19 protein-coding genes and 1 pseudogene are annotated in these 21,373 nt (G+C 68.9%); 9 read left to right on the plus strand and 11 right to left on the minus strand.

From position 1 onward, the window contains the following. Positions 1-19: 19 nt before the first annotated feature. Both EV668_RS10445 and EV668_RS10450 read right to left on the minus strand, forming a co-directional pair. Positions 20-649 carry a redoxin domain-containing protein gene (locus EV668_RS10445; RefSeq protein ID WP_133769676.1) on the minus strand — a complete coding sequence of 210 codons (630 nt, stop codon included), beginning with the start codon at positions 647-649 and terminating at the stop codon, positions 20-22. A 17-nt stretch (positions 650-666) separates the two neighbouring features. Continuing rightward, entirely contained in the window at positions 667-2,856 is a 2,190-nt protein-coding gene (locus EV668_RS10450) for a protein-disulfide reductase DsbD family protein (RefSeq protein WP_133769677.1), read from the minus strand. Positions 2,857-2,993: 137 nt separating this feature from the next. Between EV668_RS10450 and EV668_RS10455 the strand changes: the two genes are divergently transcribed. Further along, positions 2,994-4,820 (plus strand): methylmalonyl-CoA mutase family protein, encoded by a 1,827-nt coding sequence (locus EV668_RS10455; RefSeq protein WP_133769678.1) that lies wholly within the window; start codon positions 2,994-2,996, stop codon positions 4,818-4,820. A 176-nt stretch (positions 4,821-4,996) separates the two neighbouring features. Here EV668_RS10455 and EV668_RS10460 read toward each other — a convergent pair whose 3' ends face one another. Further along, entirely contained in the window at positions 4,997-5,263 is a 267-nt protein-coding gene (locus EV668_RS10460) for a hypothetical protein (protein WP_133769679.1), read from the minus strand. A 174-nt stretch (positions 5,264-5,437) separates the two neighbouring features. Here EV668_RS10460 and EV668_RS10465 point away from each other — a divergent pair, with 174 nt between their 5' ends. Both EV668_RS10465 and EV668_RS10470 read left to right on the plus strand, forming a co-directional pair. Beyond that, positions 5,438-6,697, plus strand: coding sequence for a GTP cyclohydrolase II (locus tag EV668_RS10465; RefSeq protein WP_133769680.1), 1,260 nt, complete (start codon positions 5,438-5,440; stop codon positions 6,695-6,697). Positions 6,698-6,790: 93 nt separating this feature from the next. Continuing rightward, positions 6,791-7,282 (plus strand): hypothetical protein, encoded by a 492-nt coding sequence (locus EV668_RS10470; protein WP_133769681.1) that lies wholly within the window; start codon positions 6,791-6,793, stop codon positions 7,280-7,282. A 24-nt stretch (positions 7,283-7,306) separates the two neighbouring features. Here the strand turns inward: EV668_RS10470 and EV668_RS10475 are convergent, their stop codons facing one another. After that, entirely contained in the window at positions 7,307-7,969 is a 663-nt protein-coding gene (locus tag EV668_RS10475) for a DUF4286 family protein (protein ID WP_133769682.1), read from the minus strand. Positions 7,970-8,184: 215 nt separating this feature from the next. Between EV668_RS10475 and EV668_RS10480 the strand changes: the two genes are divergently transcribed. Then, on the plus strand, positions 8,185-9,111 hold the full coding sequence (locus EV668_RS10480) for a hypothetical protein (RefSeq protein ID WP_133769683.1): 927 nt from the start codon (positions 8,185-8,187) through the stop codon (positions 9,109-9,111). 37 nt (positions 9,112-9,148) lie between these two features. On the opposite strand, the gene EV668_RS10485 is transcribed toward EV668_RS10480, so the two are convergent. Continuing rightward, positions 9,149-9,529: a DUF3775 domain-containing protein gene (locus tag EV668_RS10485; protein ID WP_133769684.1), complete on the minus strand. Its 381-nt coding sequence runs from the start codon at positions 9,527-9,529 to the stop codon at positions 9,149-9,151. Positions 9,530-9,590: 61 nt separating this feature from the next. Continuing rightward, positions 9,591-10,550 carry a phosphatase PAP2 family protein gene (locus EV668_RS10490; protein WP_133769685.1) on the minus strand — a complete coding sequence of 320 codons (960 nt, stop codon included), beginning with the start codon at positions 10,548-10,550 and terminating at the stop codon, positions 9,591-9,593. A gap of 192 nt (positions 10,551-10,742) precedes the next feature. Between EV668_RS10490 and EV668_RS10495 the strand changes: the two genes are divergently transcribed. Beyond that, positions 10,743-11,945 carry a pyridoxal phosphate-dependent aminotransferase gene (locus EV668_RS10495; RefSeq protein ID WP_133769686.1) on the plus strand — a complete coding sequence of 401 codons (1,203 nt, stop codon included), beginning with the start codon at positions 10,743-10,745 and terminating at the stop codon, positions 11,943-11,945. Positions 11,946-12,133: 188 nt separating this feature from the next. Here EV668_RS10495 and EV668_RS10500 read toward each other — a convergent pair whose 3' ends face one another. Then, positions 12,134-12,916 (minus strand): DUF3658 domain-containing protein, encoded by a 783-nt coding sequence (locus EV668_RS10500; protein WP_133769687.1) that lies wholly within the window; start codon positions 12,914-12,916, stop codon positions 12,134-12,136. Between the two features lie 114 nt (positions 12,917-13,030). After that, positions 13,031-13,378, minus strand: a complete 348-nt coding sequence (locus EV668_RS10505) for a hypothetical protein (RefSeq protein WP_133769688.1) — start codon at positions 13,376-13,378, stop codon at positions 13,031-13,033. A 312-nt stretch (positions 13,379-13,690) separates the two neighbouring features. Here EV668_RS10505 and EV668_RS10510 point away from each other — a divergent pair. The 4 genes and pseudogenes from EV668_RS10510 to EV668_RS10525 all read left to right on the plus strand — a co-directional run bounded on the left by EV668_RS10510 (position 13,691) and on the right by EV668_RS10525 (position 17,638). Next, positions 13,691-14,220 (plus strand): annotated as a pseudogene (locus EV668_RS10510) (RNA 2'-phosphotransferase). Positions 14,221-14,417: 197 nt separating this feature from the next. Continuing rightward, positions 14,418-14,912, plus strand: a complete 495-nt coding sequence (locus EV668_RS10515) for a DUF992 domain-containing protein (protein ID WP_133769689.1) — start codon at positions 14,418-14,420, stop codon at positions 14,910-14,912. A gap of 136 nt (positions 14,913-15,048) precedes the next feature. Beyond that, complete coding sequence (locus tag EV668_RS10520) at positions 15,049-16,782, plus strand: AMP-binding protein (RefSeq protein WP_133769690.1); 1,734 nt, start codon at positions 15,049-15,051, stop codon at positions 16,780-16,782. A 76-nt stretch (positions 16,783-16,858) separates the two neighbouring features. Continuing rightward, entirely contained in the window at positions 16,859-17,638 is a 780-nt protein-coding gene (locus tag EV668_RS10525; protein ID WP_133769691.1) for a HesA/MoeB/ThiF family protein, read from the plus strand. Positions 17,639-17,770: 132 nt separating this feature from the next. On the opposite strand, the gene EV668_RS10530 is transcribed toward EV668_RS10525, so the two are convergent. Genes EV668_RS10530 through pheT form a run of 3 tightly spaced genes read right to left on the minus strand, consistent with a single transcriptional unit; the run spans position 17,771 to position 21,360 of the window. Then, complete coding sequence (locus EV668_RS10530) at positions 17,771-18,043, minus strand: hypothetical protein (protein WP_133769692.1); 273 nt, start codon at positions 18,041-18,043, stop codon at positions 17,771-17,773. Then, complete coding sequence (locus tag EV668_RS10535; protein WP_133769693.1) at positions 18,036-18,929, minus strand: DUF1186 domain-containing protein; 894 nt, start codon at positions 18,927-18,929, stop codon at positions 18,036-18,038. Before EV668_RS10535 ends, EV668_RS10530 begins: the two co-directional genes overlap by 8 nt. A gap of 7 nt (positions 18,930-18,936) precedes the next feature. Next, on the minus strand, positions 18,937-21,360 hold the full coding sequence (gene pheT, locus EV668_RS10540) for a phenylalanine--tRNA ligase subunit beta (RefSeq protein WP_133769694.1): 2,424 nt from the start codon (positions 21,358-21,360) through the stop codon (positions 18,937-18,939). Positions 21,361-21,373: the final 13 nt, after the last annotated feature.

Raw genomic sequence — 21,373 nt, forward strand, 5'->3', positions numbered from 1 at the left:
CGCCGGAGAGGTTGCCGGTCTACGAGGTGAACTTCACCGTGCAGCCATAGGGGCGGGAGGTCGGCGTCGAGACGGCCTTGCCGTCCGCGATCTCCTGCAGCGCCACGTCGACATAGTTCTTCGCGCCCTTGAGGTCTTCGATCCTCGCCGACGGCTTGTCGTCGATCCCGCCCATATAGGCCAGCGTGCCGTCGCCCTTGATGATGTACATGTGCGGCGTGACCTGCGCCTTGAAGGCGCGCCCGACATCACCCTTCGGATCGAGGACGACGGCGGTCGGCGCGGCGCTGCGGTCGGCGGTCAGCTTGTTGGCCTTCGCCGCATCGGCATAGCCCTGCTCGCCGGGCGGCGAGGAGATGATCGTCAGCCAGACGACATCCTTGCCGGTCCACTTCTTCTGGAGCGCCTGCATGTTCTTGCCCTCGTAGTGCTTGCGCACGAAGGGGCACTCGTCGTTCGTCCATTCGAGGACGACCGTCTTGCCCTTGTAATCGGCCAGGGAGACCGGCTTTCCATCGGCATTCGTGGCGGAGAAGCTCGGAGCCGGCGCTCCGATCTTGGGGCCCTGCGCGCCGACGGCGAGGGCCGGCCCGGCAAGGAACAGCGTCGTCGCGGCGATGGCAGTCAAGGCGTGGCGTCGGTTCAGCATGGCTCGCTCCTCTCTTGTCAATTCGCGGGTGAAGGGATGCTCGCCTCGGCGCGCCGCACGCCCGCCGGCAAGGCGGACAGGCTGTCGACGACCATGGACGAGGTCAGGATCTGGGGCAGCACGACGGGCTCGCCCTGCCCCGGATAGAGCACGTAGAGCGGCACGCCGCTGCGACCGTGTCGCTCGAGAAGGCGCGTGATCTCGGGGTTCTGGTTCGTCCAGTCGCCCTTGAGGTAGACGGTGCCGGTCTCGCCCAGCTTCGCCTTCACGGCGGCCGTCGACAGGACCGTGCGCTCGTTGACGAGGCAGGTGATGCACCAGGCCGCCGTCATGTTGACGAAGACGGGCCGCCCCTCCGCACGAAGCTGATCGAGCCGGGCCTGGGTGAAGGGCTCCGTCCCGTCCTGGCTCGCGGCGGCCTGTCCGGCCGCCGGTGGCCGCTCCTGGGCGACGCTCCAGCCGATCGCCAGGAGCCCCGCGAGCGAGGCGACCGCCGCGCTCTGCCCGATCCGCCGGCCCCAGCCGTCGCGCATCGCGGCGAGCCGCCAGCACCAGAGGCCGAAGCCGAGAAGCACGAGGCCGAGCAGCGTCGAGAACAGCGCACCCGGCCCCACCTGCTGGGCGAGGACGAAGAGCAGCCATGCCACCGTCGCGTAGACGGGAAAGGCGAGGACCTGCTTCAGCGTATCCATCCAGGGACCCGGTCGCGGCAGACGCGCGAGCAGGGCGGGCCAGAGCGTGAGGACGAGGAACGGCGCGGCGAGACCGAGCCCCAGCGCCGCGAAGACCGAGAGCGCGACGACGGGCGGTGCCGTCAGCGCGTAGCCGACGGCCGCGCCCATGAACGGCGCCGTGCATGGCGTCGCGACGAGGGCCGCCAGCACGCCGGTCAGGAAGGAGCCCGAGGCTCCGGAGCCGGTGGTCAGCGTTCCGACGCGGCCCGCGATCCCCGTGCCGAACTCCACCACGCCCGACAGGCTGAGGCCGACGGCCGCGAGCAGGAAGATCAGGCCGACGACGAGGGCCGGCGACTGAAGCTGGAAGCCCCAGCCGATCTCGGCGCCTCCCGCCCGGACCGCGAGCAGCAGCCCGGCGAGGGCAAGGAAGCTCACGACGACGCCGGCCGTGTAGGCGAGACCCGCGAGGCGGATCGACGCCGCGCCCTCGCCGGAATGCCGCACGAGGCTCAGCACCTTGATCGACAGGACCGGGAAGACACAGGGCATCAGGTTCAGGACGAGGCCGCCGAGGAACGCGAAGAACGCCGCCCAAGCAACTGAACCGAAACCGAGATCGACCGGCGGCGCGTTGGTCGCCGCGGGAGGCAGGGCCCCTGCTCCGCTCCCCTTGGCCGGCTCGGGAGCCGTGCCGATCTGGAAGCTCTGCCGGGCCGTGCCGCCGTCCAGCTTCTCCTCGATCACCAGCACGCCCGGAAGCTCGGTCGGGATGGGCCCGCTCGCGACGTTGCTGCGCTGCAGGCCGAGCGAGAAGCCGTCAGGCCTCATCGTCAGGGCCTGCGGCGCGGCATGATCGAGCGCGGTCTCGCCGGCCGGGAAGAAGTAGGCGGAGGCGATGCCGTCCGGCTTCAGCCCCGGAGCCTCGACCGACAGCGTGATCCGCTCGCCCTCTCCCGAAACCGAGGTCTTCCAGGGGGAGGGTTTCGGAAGGCTCGCGCGCGCGGCGGTGAAGATGTAGGCGCTGGTCGGCTCGGCTCCGCCGCCCTGGCCGGCGGCGGCCGTGGGGACCGTCGCGGAGAGGTCCGCCTCGCCCGGAATGCATTCGCGCTCGCAGACGAGGTAGCGCACGAGCGCCTTCATCGACACGGACTTGCCGGGAGCGAGATCGGCGGGCGGCGTCACCTCGACCAGCAGCGTCGTCTCGTCTTCGTAGCCGTAATTGACGAGATGGCTGACGGGGATGCGAGAGGGCGTCGGCCACTGGATCGGCCCGGCCTCGAAGCCGGGCGGCAGCGTCCAGTCGATCTCCGTCGCGAGGCCGGAATCGCCGGGATTGCGCCAATAGGTGTGCCAGTGCTCCGCCATCCGGAGCCGCACGCCGACCGTGAAGGGCTTGCCCGGCTCGATCGCACGGGATTCGGTGAGGAGCTCGGCCTGGACGAGGTCGGACGCCTTCGGCGCCGCCTGCGATGCGGGCGACAGAAGGCTGAGACACAGAGCGCCGAGGATCGCGCCGAGGAAGGCTCGCATAAGCTGAAGACGATCCGGGATAGGGGCCGGTTCCAGGCAGTCTGACGGAATCCGCAGACGGCCTCAACGCGGCGCCTCGACGCTGGCGCAAAAGCCCTGCCGTTGCGCAGGCGCGCGGCAGAAGCTAGGCGTTGGACATGTCCGAACAAGCTGCCGATCTCCCCCTCGCGTCCGAATTCCCGGCGCCGACCCAAGAGGCTTGGCGCGCGGCCGCCGAGAAGGCGCTGAAGGGCCGGGACTTCGACAAGGTCCTCGTCGGGCGCAGCTATGACGGAATCCGGATCGATCCCCTCTACGCCAAGGCCGAAGACACGCAGCCGGTGGCCGGACGCGCCGCCACTCCCTGGCGGATCATCGCCCGGGTCGACCATCCGGACCCTTCGGTCGCCAACGCGCTCGTGCGAGCGGACCTCGAGGGTGGTGCGGACGCGCTCGTCATCGCCGCCACCGGCAGCCGTTCGGCGCGTGGCTTCGGTCTCGCGATCTCGCCCGAGAGTCTCGCGACGACGCTCGACGGGGTCATGCTCGATCTGATCGCGCTCCGCCTCGATCCAGGCCCGGACGCGGCGGCCGCCGTCGAGGCCGTGCACGATCTCGCACGGGCGCGCGGACACGATCTCGCGACGCTCGACCTCGATCTCGGCCTCGATCCGATCGGAGCAGCCGCAGGCAGCGGCGAACTCGACGATGCGTGGAGCGCCGCGCTGTCCGACCGGTTCGGACGCGTCGCGAAGGCCGGCTTCTCGGGCCGCTTCGCGCGGGCCGACGGGCGGCCCTATCACGAGGCCGGCGCGAGCGAGGCGCAGGAACTCGCCTGCGTGCTCGCGACGGGCGTCGCCTATCTGCGCGCCCTCGAGGCGGGCGGCCACGATCTCGAGGCGGCGCGCGGCGCGCTGTCCTTCCTGCTCGTCGCGGATGCCGACGAGTTCCTCACGGTCGCCAAGTTCCGCGCCTTCCGCCGGCTCTGGGCGGCCATCGAATCCTCGTGCGGCCTCGCGCCGAAGCCCGTTCAGCTCGCGGCCGAGACTGCCTGGCGCATGACCACGCGGCGCGATCCGTGGGTCAACCTGCTGCGCACGACGCTCGCCACCTTCTCGGCCGGCATCGGCGGAGCGGACGGCGTCTCGGTCCTGCCCTTCACGGCCGCGCTCGGCCTGCCGGACGCCTTCGCGCGGCGCCTCGCCCGGAACACGCAGCTGGTGCTGCTCGAGGAATCCAACCTTTGGCGGGCGGCCGACCCCGTCGCCGGCTCGGGGACCTTCGAGACCCTCACGGACGATCTGGTGCGCGAGGGCTGGAAGCGCTTTCGCGAGATCGAGAGCGAAGGCGGGATCGCCGCCTCGCTCGCCTCGGGCGCCCTCGCCGGGCGTCTCGCCGAGACCCGCGGGAAGCGCGAAGCGGCAATCGCCGTGCGGCGCGACCCGATCACGGGGACCAGCGAATTCCCGGACCTGCGCGAGACGCCCGTCGCGGTCCTGATCGAGGCGCCGGCGGCGCCGGCCGCGACGAATGGCGGCCCGCTGCCTTCCCGGCGCGACGCGGAACTCTACGAGGTCCTGCGCGACCGCTCCGATGCGAGGCTCGCCGCGACGGGTCGCAGGCCCTCGGTCTTCCTCGCCAATCTCGGCACCCCGGCCGCCTTCACCGCTCGGACCACCTTCGCGCGCAACGCCTTCGAGGCCGTCGGCATCGAGGCGCTGACGAATGACGGCTTCGCGGACAGGGAGGCCTTGGTCGCGGCGTTCCGCGCGTCGGGGAGCGAGATCGCGTGCCTCTGCTCTTCGGACGACATCTACGCGCAGGAGGCCGAGGCCGTGGCCAACGCGCTGCGGCAGGCCGGCGCCCGGCATATCGCGATCGCCGGCCGGCCCGGGGAGCATGAGGCGGCCTGGCGCGCGGCCGGGATCGAGACGTTCGTATCGGTCGGGACGAACCTTCCGGGCGTGCTCGGCGGCCTGGTGTAAGGCGGCCGACACGGCCTAGGAGGAGCGCGGAGAGGCGCTTGGCCTCTGGCCTGCCGTCGGGTCGAACGACCCTCGGATGCGCGGCCGCTCCACGGTTTCACATCGTACAACGGCAGCGTGACCGCCGTACCGTCCAGAGCAAGCAGCCCCGTCCGAAGACGGGGCCACCAAATCAGCTACCAGTAATACCGCGGCCGATAATAGTACCGACGATACACGGGCGGGCGGTAGTAATAAGCCCGCGGGCGATAATAACGGCGATAGCCGTAGTACCGCGGACGGTAGCGGCGCCGATAGTAATAATACTGCGCCTTCTCGACGTTCGCGGGCGCCGTGCTCTGAGCCTGCGCCGATGCGCCCAGGGGAGCTGCTTGGCTCGGCCCTTGCGTCACGACGAAGGCTCCGATCAGGAGCGCCAAGGTGAGGATTAGTCGTTTCAGCACATCATTCTCCTTGATGCCGCCGCCCGAACCTAGGCTAATCCCGGCCCGGCTCAACCTTAAAGGCGGGATTGGGTGAATCGTTCCGCGGCGACAGGCGCGCAACGTTGACCCCGGGCGTCCCTTGCAGGACAGTCGGATCCGGTCGTCCCCTGAGGCTCTCCTGGGTGATCTGCCATGACGACGCCGAATCGGACGCATCATATCCGCCTCACGTCCCATCCCGAACCAGGGGTCGGCATCCGGCGGCCGCTCCACTGGGGCGATCCCGACCCGGTGCGCCGGGGTCCCGTCATCGGCTCGGTCACGAATCCGGCCGACCGCAACGTGATCGGCTCCCATGGCGGGGCCTATTCCGTCTATCGCGCCCTCGCGATCTCGGCCCGGGCCCTCAACCCGCTGGCGCGGCCCGACCTGCACAACACGCACCCGGTCGTACCGGTCGGCCCCCATCCCTCATGGGGCGATCCCGATCGGATCGTCTCGCTCGATCCGTTCGGACACGTGGCCGGGGAGGTGTTCGGCGAGGCCATCGCCACCGGGACCGATATCCGGCCGACCATCGCGATCACGCGGGCACGCCTGAACCTGCCCGAGATCCTCGCCTCGCTGGCCGCGCACCGCATCGCGGCCGACGGCGAAATCCTGCATCCGAACGGCGACATCGCCGTCACGAAGATCGCGATCGACCCCGTCTGGTGGCTCCCGGGCCTCGCGCGGCGCTTCGAGACGAGCGAGCAGGCGCTGCGCCGCACGCTGTTCGAGCAGACCGGCGGCATGTTCCCGGAACTCGTGACACGGCCGGACGTGTCGGTCTTCCTGCCCCCGATCGGCGGAATGACGGCCTATGTGGTCGGCGAGGTGGCGTCCCTGGCCGATCCGACGAAGCGGATCGCCTGCCGCGTCCACGACGAGTGCAACGGCTCGGACGTCTTCGGCTCCGACATCTGCACCTGCCGGCCCTACCTCATCCACGGGATCGAGGAATGCGTGCGCGAGGCTCAAGCCGGCGGCGCGGGGCTCGTCGTCTACAACCGCAAGGAGGGCCGCGCGCTCGGCGAAGTGACGAAGTTCCTCGTCTACAACGCACGCAAGCGCCAGGAGGGCGGCGACAGCGCCGCGACCTATTTCGAGCGCACCGAATGCGTCGCCGGCGTCCAGGACGCCCGTTTCCAGCAATTGATGCCGGACATCCTCCACTGGCTCGGCATCCGGCGCATCGACCGGCTGATGTCGATGTCGAACATGAAATACGACGCCATCGTCGGCTCCGGCATCGAGGTCGGCGAGCGCGTGCCGATCCCGCAGCATCTGGTCCCGCCCGACGCCTCGGTCGAGATGGAGGCCAAGAAGGCCGCCGGCTACTACGCGCCGGACGGAGCGCTGGGGGAAGGACAGCTCGGCGGCGTGAAGGGACGCAGCCTGGACAGATACTGACCCGTATAGAAGCGTTGCCCGCCGCGCAGGCCGCCTGCGCTTGCCTGATGCCGAAAGGTGCGACAAGCAGAGCCGCGGCGGAGAGCGCACACGTTGATCCAGATCCGTGAGTATTCCGGCGGGCTGATCTACCGCGAAGAGAAGCTGTCGCTGGCCGCGCGTGTCTTCGCCGGCACCATCGGGCTGTCCATGTTCGGCGGCTGCGCGATCTTCCTCCATCTCGGCCGCTGGTTCCCGCCCGCCTGGACGGATGCGATCGCCGTCGTGGCCATCCTCGCCTTCGCGGGCGTCGGCGCCGTCGGTCTCTTCATCGCGTTCTCCGCCCGAAAGACACTCGATTTCGACGCCGAGCGGCGCGTGATCCGCCGCGACGTGGTCTCTCCGCTCGGCTCCTGGCGCGACGAAATCCCATTCGCCCGGGTCGAAGGGATCGCCCTGCATCTCCGCGAGACCGAGGACGGCCCCTTTCCTCTCGTCAGGCTGACGGTCGCGGGCGCGCGCCGTCCGGTCGAACTCGCGGGCCTCGGCACGCCTCCGCAAGCCGACGCATGGCGCGAGCGGATCGAGGCGCTGCTGAAGGCCTGAGCAGCGCTCGCGACGGTCTCCCGTTCAGAGATCGGCCTTGGCGAGGTCCCAGAGAAGCCGATAGGTGCCGAGCGAGATCCGCTCCCCTTCGGCGCCGAGGGCCGGCACGAGGCGCTGCTCCGCGAAGGCCAGCACGGCCGCGATGTCCGACCCGTCGACGAGCACGCGCCAGTCACCTGCGCCCGGATCCTCGGCATCGGGCTCCGTCAGCGAGACGGAGAGGGCCGGATCGTTCTCGAGGAGGTGCATTGCGATGACGCCGGCCGTGCCGGCCGGCTTGAACAGCGCCGCGATCCGGCGCCGCAACGCGTCGGGCTCGTCCATCCTTGGCCGCAGGCGCAGCATGGCGAGCACGCCGCCACGCCCCTGGCCGCCGCTCGCGGTGATGCGGGCCACGGCGCGCCCCATATTCTTGAACCGCGCAAGGTTCGTCTTCGACCATTCGGTCTGGTTCGCCAGAGCATGCTTGTAGGCGGGGCTCGACAGGTCATCGAACCGGCCGGTCGAGTAGAGGCCGAGATATTTCGGTGCCGCATCGACCGCGATGTAGCGGCGCGCCTCCAGGAAGCCCGGGATCGCGACCCGCTCCGCGAGGTGCTCGCGATCATACCATTCATTGAACTCCGCCTCATGCTCGGGCGGGATGTCCATGGTGGTGAGCAACATCCCTTTTCCGGAAACCGGCATCGCGAAGCTCCTCGGGCTCTTCCCGCAGCCTGCAGCGTCCGGCCGGCGACGTCCAGCCATATCGCGACAAGGCTCCGGGACGGCACGACCCCGCTGTCGGCCATCCGCTCCGACGACGGAGGCCAAGCAACAGCATCCTTCGATACATTCTAATCTAGTCGATTTGACGCCAGGGCAGTCGTGATACAAAAACTCGATCAACGTCGGAGGGAAAGATGCGGACATTGCCGGCAGCAATTCTTGCCATCTTCTTCGCGACGGTCCTGCCGGGCGCGGCGAAGGACGAGTGGGCCATCGGCCATGGCCCCTTCGTCACGGCCGCGGACGTGCGCGACCATAACAGGGCGGCGCTGGATTGGCGGGACCTGAAGGCGCTGGTCGACAGGGCCCAGCCGGATTGGCCCGCCGCCCTCACCCTCTATGCCTACGGCCGGCACTTCAAGAACCATTCGCTCGGCATCGTGGCCGACGATTACAACGGCCGCTTCGGAGCCGTGCTGCCGCTCTCGAGCCGACACTTCGGCACGCCGTCCTTCCAGGCGCTTCAGTGGAACGCCGCGCTGATGCGGACGTCGCGCTTCAGGCGGACGAGCGACGCGGACCGCGTGGCGTTCCTCGGCGGCGCCGCGCCCGCCCTGATGATCAACTGGGCGCGATACGAATTGGCCGAGGCCGAGCGCAAAGCGAAGGCGGCCCGGCCCAACTGGGCCCTGACGAACGGCTCACCGAAGAACTGGAACGAGATCTTCGCCTTCTATTACGGACCCGGCGGCAAGGATTCGGTCTTCGAGGCCGTGACCGAGGCCGGACAGGGAGCGTTGAACGAGCGGCTCTTCGCCGCCCTCGCCGAAGGCCAGGACGCGCTCGTCAAGCAGGCCTGGCCGGCCGAGGCGGCGCGGCGCACGCGCGATCTGCTCGACCAGGCGAGCCTGGTGCTGCTTCGTCACGCCTTGTCGAGCGGCCTCGACACGGATCCGTCGAAGGCGCGCCTGCGTGCCTCAGGCGCCTGGATGGCCGCGGCCGAGGCGGCGCTGGCCTCCCCCGGCCTTGCCGCGGCGATCGAGCCCGCTCTCGCCGAGCAGGCTGACGCGACGGCCTCGAGGACGGCGATCGAAGCGCTTTCCCGCGCGATCGCACCCTGACGCGCGAGCCTCCCTCCCGTCGGTCTATCCGCGCTCTTCAATCGCAGCGGCGCCCGAGGGCTGCGAGGCCTTCGTCGAGAAGATCGCCGAGATTCGGGATGCCGAGGAGATAGTCGGCGGTGGAGAGGGTTTCGCGCTCGCGGGCCGTCCGCAGCGCCTCCGCCCAGTCCGACGCCTCGAAATCGCCCCTCCCGATCCAGGCGATGGCGACCAGATCGTGACGCTCGTCGTCGTTGAGGCCGGCGATGAACTCGCGGACCTGATCCTCGGTCGAATCCCCGCGAGCGGAGGTGAGGACGTCCGTCGAGCCGTCGTCGATCGGGTTCGAGCCCGAATCGGGATCGGTCTCGCCGTCCTTCCCGTCGATGGTCCGTGCGCGCACGATGAGGTCGCACACCTTGTCCGTCGCAATATCCATGGCTCTGCTCCGTCTCTTCGACTGGGGCAATGCGCGAGATCGCGGCGGGTTCGGCCCGGGATCAGGACGTCTCGGCTACGGCGACCGCCCGCGGCGTCCTGCGGAGGGCGGCCAGGGCGTCGGCCGCCCCGAGCGCGGCGACGCCGATGACGAGGCCGGCCGCGACGTCCACGAAGTAATGGCCGCCGTCGATCGGGGTCGCGGCGATCAGGAGGAGGTTCACGGCGACGCCGGGCCAGCGAAGCCAGGGCACCGACCAGAGCGCGACCATGAACAACAGGCCGAGCGTCGCATGCAGGCTCGGGAAGGTGATGATGCCCTCGGCGTGTTTCAGCGAGATCACCGTCATCGCGCCGGAGCGGAGCGCGTTGAAATCGGGGACGTGCACCTCGGCGGCGCTCGGCCTCAGATTCGCGTAATCGGCCGGGGTCAGCCCGAGATGCACGAACATCGCATAGGCCGGCAGGACGCCGGAGATCGCGATCGTGACGAGCGAGGCGAGGAAATAGGCGACGAGGAAGCGCTGGAGTTGATAGGCGCGGCCCGTCAGCCCGAGCGCCGCCATGACGACGATCATCTGGACCAGGAGGCTGTCGTAGGCCTCCTTCAGGACCTTGCCGAGGAGCGGGCGCTCGTTCACGAAGCCGAGATAGGCGCGCCAGTCGAGGCCGAGGGCGAGGTCCCAGGCATGGAACATCGGATCGACCGTCGGCCGGCCGAGCGAGGCCACGAGATAGGACAGCGGCAGCCCGAAGACCGGGAAGGCGATCAGTTGTGCGAGACCGACCGTCGTGCTCGACAGCCGCTCGTCCGGCCGCAGGGTCCGATAGAAGATGCCGCAGGCCAGCGCGACGGCCGCGCCCGCCAGGGGCGGCACGGCGCTCGAGACGGCGAATGCCATGTCCGTGAGAGCGAACCAGGCCGCCGTCACGGCCGCCGTCACCGCGATCAGCAGCCAGGACACGGTTTCGAGGCGGCGGGCGCCGTCCCGGTCCAGGTCGCGAATGTCGGAGACGCCCATGCGCCGACCGTAAGCGGTGATCGCTTAAGCGCCGGTCAATGCGATCGCGGAAATCGCGCGCCGGAGGCCGGCTCGGCGCCGGCCGCATCCGCGCCATGCAAAATCGCCGGGCTCGCGCGATCCGCGTCTCTTGCCGCCTCACGCGCCCGGGACTAGGGTCCCCGGGTCTCTCGACAGCATGGAGAACGTCCGATGGCCTTCCTGGCCGATACCCTTTCGCGCGTGAAGCCTTCCGCCACCATCATGATGACGCAGAAGGCCCGCGACCTGAAAGCGAAAGGCAAGGACGTCATCTCGCTCTCGGTCGGCGAGCCGGATTTCGACACGCCGGACAACATCAAGAACGCGGCCATCGAGGCCATCCGCCGCGGCGAGACGAAGTACACGCCGGTCTCCGGCATCCCGCAGCTTCGCGAGGCCATCTGCCGCAAGCTCAAGCGCGAGAACGATCTCGACTACAAGCCCTCGCAGACGATCGTCGGCACGGGCGGCAAGCACGTGATCTTCAACGCGCTGATGGCGACCATGAACCCCGGCGACGAGGTGATCGTGGTCGCGCCGTACTGGGTCTCCTATCCGGAGATGGTCGGCCTCTGCGGCGGCACGCCCGTCCTCGTCGAGGCGACGATGGAGCACGATTTCAAGCTCCAGCCGGAAGACCTCGAGCGGGCCATCACGCCGAAGACGAAATGGATCATCCTCAACTCGCCGTCGAACCCGTCCGGCGCCGCCTATAGCTGGGACGAGATGAAGAAGCTGACGGACGTGCTCGTCCGCCATCCGCATGTCTGGATCCTCACGGACGACATGTACGAGCACCTCGTCTACGGCGACTTCAAGTTCGTCACGCCCGCCCAGGTCGAGCCGAACCTCTACGAGCGCACGCTGACGATGAACGGCGTCTCCAAGGCCTATGCCATGACCGGCTGGCGCATCGGCTACGCCGCCGGTCCCGAGACGCTGATCAAGGCGATGGATTTCGTCCAGGGCCAGCAGACCTCGGGCACCTCGTCGATCTCGCAATGGGCGGCGGTCGAGGCGCTGGACGGCACGCAGGAGCACCTGCCGCGCTTCCGCAAGGCTTTCGAGGACCGGCGGGATCTCGTCGTCTCGATGCTCAACCAGGCGAACGGCCTCGTCTGCCCGAAGCCGGAAGGCGCTTTCTACGTCTACCCGTCCTGCGCGGCGACGATCGGCAAGAAAGCCCCCTCCGGCAAGACGATCGAGACGGACGAGGATTTCGTGCTCGAACTGCTCGAGAGCGAAGGCGTCGCGGCGGTGCACGGCTCGGCCTTCGGCCTCGGCCCGAACCTGCGCATCTCCTACGCCACCTCGAACGAAGCGCTCGAAGAGGCCGGCCGCCGCATCCAGCGCTTCTGCGCCGCCCTGCGCTGACGCTTTTCCGCTCGAGACTGCAATCCAGCCCGGCCGCATGGCCGGGCTTTTCTATTGGGGGCGGGCGTCAGGGACCGTTCGCGAGTGCATCTCTGCGATGGGCGGGAAACGGTCTCGGCACCCTCTCCGCGATCCAGACATTCCGGTGGCCCGCATACGCGAGCCCGCGATAGTCTCCGTGCCTTGGATCAATCGGCCGACAGAGCCTTAATTCGACACGACCTTTCCCAGGGATCACTCTCCGCGAGGAGCCGGCCTTGCTCGACGAGGGCGACAAGGCGCGTTTGCAGCATCAAGTCGCCGACCTGCTGGTAGGGCTGAGAGCTGTAACCGAGCGCATTTCCAATGATCCTGGCGCTGGCTTGCCATTCTGAAGTCGCTTGCGCCAAGATCAGCGGGTCGAAGTGGTCGATCGTCGTTGAGACTAGCCCCGTGTCTGTGACGATCCGGAAGGGCGCGTTTTCTTTCTGAAGGTGACGCCATAACGCCTTGGCCTCACGTCGCTCGCGCGCGGCCATTAGCATCTCCTGCCCCAACAGCGACCTGAGGCCGTCCGCCTGCATGGTCGCGACCGAGTGAGGTTCGTATAATGCTGTTGAACCATCTCGCGCCTTCGACGGCACTTGCCGTCCGGTCACGTCGATGACGTGAAAAGGGCGGTCTCCAAGCCACGTTTCTAAAGCAAGGAGGAAGCAGAACTCAGAAGCAGAATGTCGACTGAACCAGACGATCAGACGGCCGTCGGCGGTTGAGATACGCTTCTGGAACTGGCGAAAGGCCGTCTCGACTTCAATGCCGTCGTACCATCGCCCCCACCATGCTGCCCGCGCGGTCGGGTCGAGTGGATCGATCGGCCCACAACTCAGATCGTCTCGAAAGCGAAGCACCTCCACGTCCTGGCCCGCATCGCGCAACGCGTGAAGGAGGCTCCCGCCGGCAGAGTCGCCAGGAGCGATGTGCAAGATGCTCATACCGATCGGATAACGCGAATCGTCACCCGCCAGAAGCTGAGCTCATAGCGGACAGTCAGCTTGGCTTGGCCTGAAGCCGCAAGATGATCCCCGCAGCTCCGAGTACATCGGTTCTCAGCATTTCGTGCCCGTTTCTGGAGACCCGAACTCGCCGTCGAGTTGGCGATCCTCACGCCAAACGAAGCGGTCATCCCAGTAACGAATGATTGCAGGCCGGTCGTCGAGACGAAGCTCGAACCAGAATACCCGCCCCCAAAGTTGCCAGCTGCCCGACGTCATCCCGCCGAGCAGCACCGCCCCATCCTCCTGCTCAGCGCTATCGACGCTCCATCGCATCGCGACGCCGCCGATGGACGCCTCGATAAGGCCGTCCCATTCGCCGACTGGCTCGAATCCGATCCGATAGGGACCGTCTTCGCTGGAGAATGTCAGGTCGAAGGCGCGAGGAACCATGGTCCGCATGCCCGAATGGTCGCATTGCAGCTTAAGGTCCGCAACGGATCGATGGGCGACGACCCCGCCGGGACGCTGGCCACCTCGGCGAAATCGACGCAGCGATGCCCCGATGATCAAATCCGATCGAGGTCACGGGTTCGGCCTTTGCGCGGGTCGCCGATGGCTTCTCGGCCGCCCGCGAATGCGCTGTCCCTCGCTCATGGAGAGCGCCTCCCTGCCGGATCGGCTCCACCACTGGCTCCGCCTGCCGTCGACAGTGACCTGCCGAGGTCGGAATCTTATCGTCCTCCCGGACAGGAGTTCGGAGCCGAGGGCATCATGAGCAAGGATACCAGCAAGCTGTTGAGCTATGTCCTGCGCCACGCCCCCGAAAGCCTCGGGATCGTGCTCGACGCAGGCGGCTGGACTTCTGTCGAGCAACTGGTCGCCAAGGCGCAGCAGGCCGGGCATCGGATCGATCGCGCGACTGTCGAAGCGGTCGTGGCCGAGAGCGACAAGAAGCGTTTCACGCTCTCCGAGGACGGAAGGCTCATCCGGCCGCTCAGGGCCACTCAGTCTCGGTGGACCTCGGATTGGCCCCTTCTGCGCCGCCGGACCTTCTGTTCCACGGAACCGGACGAGACGCGGTCGACGCGATCCTGGCCGAAGGGTTGAAGCCGGGCAGGAGGCAGCATGTCCACCTTTCGCTCGACGAAACCACCGCCGCCACCGTCGGGAGCAGGCATGGCAAGCCCGTCGTGTTTCGGGTCGCGGCGGGGCGGATGCACGCGGACGGCTTGACGTTCTGGAAGGCCGATAACGGCGTCTGGCTCACCGACTCCGTCCCACCCGGCTATCTCGACGCGTGAGGTGCGAGCGAGCTTCGCGCTGCCGGGGTTAGGAAGACGCACGCATCCCGGATCCGCAATGTGTGTCCGGCGCGGTGGCCGCGCTCTCCCCCGCGACATTCACCCTGTCTTCAGATTCCGCAGCCCCGCGACAAGCTTGGCAGGAACGAGTGCGTGGCCTGTGCATTTCGTACAGAGGGATATCATCGGAGGACATCATGATCAGAACGCTTTCGGCCCTTGCGGTCGCGGCGCTCGCCACAACGGCCCTTCCCCAGGTGGCCAGCGCGCAGGTCGTCCAGGCCGGCGTCCTGCGCTGCACGGCAGCTGCCGGAAGCGGGTGGGTGCTCGGATCCCAGAAGCGCGTCGCGTGCGTGTGGCGCAATCCCTATGGCGAGATCGAGCATTATGACGGCGTCGCCAGCACGCTGGGCATCGATATCGGCTATACCAGCATCAGCTCCATGGCCTGGGGCGTGATCGCCCCCGCGGGGAACGTGCGCGGCGGCCTCAGCGGCAATTTCGGCGGGGTCGGACTGCAGGCGACGGTCGCGGTCGGCGTCGGCGCGAACGCGATGATCGGCGGCTTCCAGAACCAGTTCATGCTCCAGCCGCTGTCCGTGACGGGCCAGGAAGGCCTGAACGGCCAGGTCGGCCTGACCGGGCTGTCCCTTGCCCTGCGCACCGTGACGCCTCCGCGTCGCCATCGCTGACACAGGATGGCGGCGCCGGCAGGCGCCGCCATCCGTCCTCCCAGAGCCACGCCGCCGCCGGGTTGCGTCCCGGCGCTCGGCGTTGTTCCATCAGGCGACCGGCTGCTAGAGAAGGCCGGCCGAAGAGGGAGGGTCGATGTCCGCCGATACTGGGCGCGCGCCGCGCGATCCGGCCGCCGATGAGCGGCTCGAAAGCTCTGCGGCCAAGCCGTGGCTCTCCTCGTATCCGCCGGGCGTCCCGGCCACGATCGACCCCGGCGCAGCCGGCACGCTGGTCGACATCTTCGACGATACCGCCAAGCGCTACCCTGACCGGCCGGCCCTCGAGAGTTTCGGCCGCCGGATGACCTATGGCGAGCTGGCCGGACACGCGGCCGCCGTCGGTTCCTGGCTCGCGGAGGCCGGGATCGGGCGAGGAGACCGCGTCGCGATCATGCTCCCGAACGTGATGGCCTTCCCGCCGATCATGTTCGGCGTGTTGATGGCCGGGGCCACGGTCGTGAACGTCAACCCGCTCTACACGCCGCGGGAACTGTCCGGGCAGCTCCGTGATTCGGGGGCCCGAACCATCTTCGTGCTGGAGAACTTCGCCCATACGGTCCAGGCCGTGCTCGGCGAGGTCACGCTCGACCGTATCGTGATCGTCAAGCCGGGCGACCTCCTCGGCTTCAAGGGCGGGGTGATCAATCTCGTCTCGCGCTATGTGAAGAAGGCCGTACCGGCCTACGACCTGCCGGGGACGATCTCCCTCGCCACGGTCGTCAAGGCGGGCCGCGCCGCCCCGCGGGTGCCTGTCCGCGTCACGCTCGATGACGTGGCCTTCCTCCAATACACCGGCGGCACGACCGGCGTCGCGAAGGGCGCCATGCTGACCCATCGCAACGTCGCGGCGAACGTCGTCCAGTGCGAACTCTGGCTGCGGACGGGGATGGGGGACGGCCCCCACATCATGGTGACGGCGCTGCCGCTCTACCACATCTTCGCGCTGACCTGCTGCTGCATGGTCCTGGTCAGGCTCGGCGGCTGCCAGCTGCTCATCGCCAACCCGCGCGACATCCCCGGCTTCGTCAAGACGCTGCAGACCCGGCCCTTCACCTGCATCTCCGGCGTGAACACCCTCTACAATGCGCTCGCGCGCGCACCCGGCATGAAGGAGGTCGACTTCTCGAAGCTGACCCTCTGCGTCGCCGGCGGCATGGCCACCCAGAGCGCCGTCGCCGAGGCCTGGAAGAGGCTGACGGGCAAGCCGATCGTCGAGGGCTACGGCCTCTCGGAGACCTCGCCCGTCCTCTCGATCAACCGGCTCGACATCGAGGCCTTCACCGGAACGATCGGCTATCCCGTCTCCTCGACGGAGGTCTCCGTCCGGGTCGGCGACCGCGAGGTGCCTTCGGGCGAGGCGGGCGAGCTCTGTGCGCGCGGGCCGCAGATCATGGCCGGCTACTGGAACCGCCCCGACGAAACCGCCAAGGTCATGACGGCGGACGGCTATTTCCGCACGGGCGACGTCGCCGTCTTCGAGCCCGATGGCGCGCTTCGCATCATCGACCGGATGAAGGACATGATCCTCGTCTCCGGCTTCAACGTCTATCCGAACGAAGTCGAGGAGGTCGTCGCCGGCTGTCCGGGCATCGCGGAGGTCGCCGTCATCGGCCTTCCCGACGAGCGCTCGGGTGAAACCGTCGCGGCCTACATCGTCCGGAGCGATCCCGCCCTGACGGAACAGGACGTGGTCGCCTGGTCCCGCGAACGGCTCGCGCCCTACAAGGTCCCGCACCGCATCGTCTTCCGCGAGGCCCTGCCGAAGACGAATGTCGGCAAGGTCCTCCGGCGCGTGCTGCGCGAGGAGACGGCAGCGCCGCAGACCTAGCAGGCGGCGGGCGGCGGCATCGGCACCATGCTCGCCGGCCCATTGCACCGTGCCGCCGGCCGCGCCACGGTGCGGCATGGCCCTCTCTCCCGACGAAATCGAACGCTATGCCCGCCACATCGTGCTGCGCGACGTCGGCGGCCCGGGCCAGGCGAAGCTGACGCGGGCGCGGGTGCTGGTGATCGGCGCGGGAGGCCTCGGCTCCCCGCTGGTCCAATATCTCGCCGCCGCTGGGATCGGCACGATCGGGATCGTCGACGACGACACCGTCTCCCTCTCGAACCTCCAGCGCCAGGTCCTGCACGGCACGCCCGATCTCGGACGGACGAAGCTCGACAGCGCGGCCGAGGCCGTGGCCCGGCTGAACCCCCATGTCTCGGTGATCGGCCATGCCGAGCGCCTGACGGCCGGGAATGCACGCACGCTCGTGGCCGGCTACGACCTCGTCGCGGACGGCTCCGACAATTTCGAGACGCGCTACGCCGTGTCCGATGCCTGCTATCACGAGGGCAAGCCGCTCGTGACGGCGGCGCTCGGCCAGTTCGACGGCTCGCTGACGACGATCCGCGCCCACGAGACCGGGCCGGACGGCATGCCGAACCCGACCTATCGCTGCCTGTTTCCCGACCGCCCTCCCCCCGGCGCCGTGCCGACCTGCGCCGAGGCCGGCATCCTCGGCGCCCTCGCGGGCGTGATGGGCTCGCTCATGGCGATGGAGGTGATGCGCGAGATCGTCGGTTTCGGCGAAGGCCTCGTCGGCCGCCTCCTGATGGTCGACGCCCTCTCGATGCGCTTCGAAACGCTGCGCTACAGCTGGGACGAGACGAACCCGCTGAGCGGGACGTCTGTGCGGTAGGCGTTCCGCGTCATGCGTGCTTCGAGACGCAGCCTTCGGCTGCTCCTCAGCATGACGCAGTCAGTGGAATCCAAAATGGCGTCATGCTGAGGAGCGGGCGCCTGCCCGCGTCACGAAGCACGCACCCAAGCCTCACTGAACCGTCGTGCCGCCATCCCGCGACTTGATCGCGTGCTGGAGCGCCTCGTCGCAGGCCTCGCCGATCTCGACGAGCATCCCGATCGGGATCGGGATGTCGACGCGCTGGTGATCGATCGTCTCGAACCGCAGCACGGCGAGGCTCTCGCCGAGCCCGATATCCTTGAGGTCGGTGCAGATCGGGAGTTGGAACGGGCCGGGGCCGTCGAGCGGAATCTCGACCGGCTCGGGGCCGCGCGGACGGTCGTCGTCGGTATCGTCAGCCATCATGGGCCTCCAGGCAGCACTTCTTGAATTTCTTGCCCGACCCGCAGGGGCACGGGTCGTTCCGGCCGACGTCGCGATGGGGGTTGCGGGTCGGCTCCGGCATCTCGTCCTCGCCCTCGGGGTCGTCGAGCGCCGCGGCGAGTTCGCCGACCACGTCCTCGACATAGCCGAATTCCTGGTCGTGGAAGCGTGCCGCGTCCTCGGGCTTGGCCTCCGCCTCGGCGAGCGTGAGGGCGAACCATTCCGGATCCTCGGCATCCTCGAGGAGGCGCGCATCGCTCCGGGCCGCTTCGACCAGCGGCACGAGATCGGCGAAGCCGAGGAGCGCGATCGCCTGCTCCCAGCCGGTCCAGGCCGCATCGCCGGACCGGGCCGGCCGCTCGCGGTCGAAACCGACGAGGAAGCCGTGCGCCCGCTCGCGCGGAATGCGGCCGACGAAGACGAGATAGGCATAGGCGCCGAACAGGCTCCAGCGCACGAACTCGTCCGCCGCCGGATCGGAGATCGCCGCTTCGAGCGCATCGACATCGCCGTCGAAGGTGCTGGCGGCGAGGCGCGGCAGGGTCGCGGGGACGGCGTCGCCGAGGAGGAAGGCGACCGCGTCCTCATCGCGCCGCGCGATCCGCAGCAGCGGCTGGAACAGCCGCTCGTCGCGGCCGAAGGCGAGGACGTGGATGCCCCAGAACAGGAGGTTGGCCTCCCGCTCGTCGAGTTCCTGTCCCTCGGCCGCCTTGCCGGCAGCGCCGAGCACGGCCTGCGCGATGCGGCCGGGATGACGCGAGGCCTCCTCGAGCGCGTCGACCGGCAGGTCGCGCGCCGTCGACAGAGCCTCGACGAGGCTCGCGCGGCCGACCGGCCCGAGCGGGATGTCGTCCGGAGTACTCATCTCTCTCTCAGTTCCGCAGCACCGCGCCGGTGCGCTTCTGGGCAGCCTCGACGATCTTCGCCGAGACCGCATCGATCTCCGTGTCGGTCAGCGTCTTCTCCATCGGCTGGAGCGTGACGCCGAGCGCAACGGACTTCTTGCCCTCGCCGACGCCGGGACCCTCGTAGAGATCGAAGACCTCCGTCGCCACGATGAGCTTGCGGTCGACATTGCCGACGGCCTGGACGAGATCGCGGACGGGCACGGCGCTGTCCAGCACGAAGGCGAAGTCGCGCGAGACCGGCTGGAGACCCGACAGCACGAGCTTCGGCTTCATCTTGGTCGGGCGGTATTTCGGCAGCGGCAGTTCGTCGAGGACGATCTCGAAGACGACGGCCGTGCCCTTGATGTCCATCGCGGCCATGACGGCCGGGTGGATCTCGCCGAAATGGCCGACCACGTTCTTGGGCCCGAAGGACAGCGTGCCGGAGCGACCCGGATGCAGCCAGGACGGGCCGCCCGGCGCAACCATCAGCCCCGCCATCGGCAGGCCGAGCGAGGCGAGAAGCGCCTCGGCATCGGCCTTCGCATCGAAGACGTCGACGGCGCGCGTCGCCCCGTCCCAATGCCGCCCGCCGCCGGCATGGCGCGCCGTGCCGCGGCGAAGGCCCGCCGCGCGCATGGACTGCCCCTCGGGCTCGTCGGTCGCGAAGCACTGGCCGACCTCGAACAGAGCGACGTCGGAGAAGCCGCGATCGGCGTTGCGCCCGGCGGCCTTGAGGAGGCCCGGAACGAGGCTCGGCCGCATGTCCGAGAGATCGGCGGCGATGGGATTGGCGAGTTGCAGCGCCTTGGCGCCGCCGCCGAAGAGCGTCGCCTCCTCATGCCCGATGAAGGACCAGGTCACCGCCTCGACCATCCCGCGCGCGGCGAGCTCGCGCTTGGCGCCGGTGGTGCGGCGCTGGAGGACGGTCAGGACCGGCTTGACGACGCCCGTATCGAGGCGCGGCAGCGGCTGCGCCGTGACGCGGTCGAGCCCGGCGATGCGGATCACCTCCTCGACGAGGTCCGCCTTGCCCTCGATATCGGGACGCCAGGACGGCGGCAGCACCTTCACCCGGTCGCCCTGCCCCGCGACGGTGAAGCCGAGCTCGGTCAGGATGACCTTGGCCTCGATGCGCGGCAGGTCGAGCCCCGAGAGACGCTTCACCTCGGTCCAGGGGAAGTCGATGGCGTGGTCGCGCTCCGGGATCTCTCCCGCGAAGGTCATCTCCGACGGCTCGCCACCGCAGAGGTCGAGGATGAGCTGCGTCGCGAGATCGAGGCCGGGCACCGTGAAGGCCGGGTCGACGCCGCGCTCGAAGCGGTAGCGGGCGTCGGTGATGATGCCGAGCCGGCGGCCGGTCTGGGCGATGGTGAGGGGGTGCCAGAGCGCGGATTCGACGAGGACGTCGGTCGTGCCCTCGTCGCAGCCCGAATGCTCCCCGCCCATGATGCCGGCGATGGATTCGGGGCCGTTGGCATCGGCGATGACGACGATCTCCTCGTCGAGCCGATAGGTCCGCCCGTCGAGCGCGAGGATCTCCTCGCCGTCCTTCGCCCGCCGGACGGCGAGCCCGCCGGCGACCTTGGCCGCGTCGAAGACGTGGAGCGGGCGGCCCCGGTCGAAGGTCACGAGATTGGTGATGTCGACGAGGCGATTGATGGGCCGCAGCCCGATCGAGGTCAGCCGTCGCTGCAGCCATTCGGGCGAGGGGCCGTTCTTGACGCCGCGCACGAGCCGCAGCGCGAAGGCCGGGCAGAGATGCCTGTCCTCGGCCGAGACATCGAGCGTCAGCGGGACGGGGCACGGGAACGTGCCGCGAATCGGCGCGACCGTCTCGGGCTTCAGCGCGCCGATTCCCGCCGCCGCGAGATCGCGCGCGATTCCGCGGATCGAGGTGCAGTCGGGCCGGTTCGGCGTCAGGTTGATCTCGATGACCGGGTCGCCGAGCCCGGCCCACTCGGCATAGGGCTTGCCGACCGGCGCGTCGGCCGGCAGCTCGATGATGCCGTCGTGATCCTCGGAGAGTTCGAGCTCGGCGGCCGAGCAGAGCATGCCGGCGCTCTCGACGCCGCGCACCTGCACGACGGCCAGCGTCAGGTCCTTGCCCGGGATGTAGGTGCCGGGCGGGGCGAAGACGCTCTTCATGCCGGCCCGCGCGTTGGGCGCGCCGCAGACGACCTGGATCGGATCGCCAGAGCCGAGATCGACGCGGCAGACCCGCAGCCGGTCCGCGTTCGGATGCGGCTCGGCCGAGAGCACCGAGGCGATGACATAGGGCGCGAGCGCCTTCGCCTTGTCCTCGACATGCTCGACCTCGAGCCCGATCCGCGTCAGCGTCTCGGCGATCTCGTCGAGCGAGGCCACGGTCTCGAGGTGGTCTCGGAGCCAGGAGAGGGTGAGTTTCATGATGCTGGGCGTT

Origin of the sequence: Enterovirga rhinocerotis (assembly GCF_004363955.1) — a bacterium.
In the GTDB taxonomy this organism is placed as follows: Bacteria; Pseudomonadota; Alphaproteobacteria; order Rhizobiales; family Beijerinckiaceae; genus Enterovirga; species Enterovirga rhinocerotis.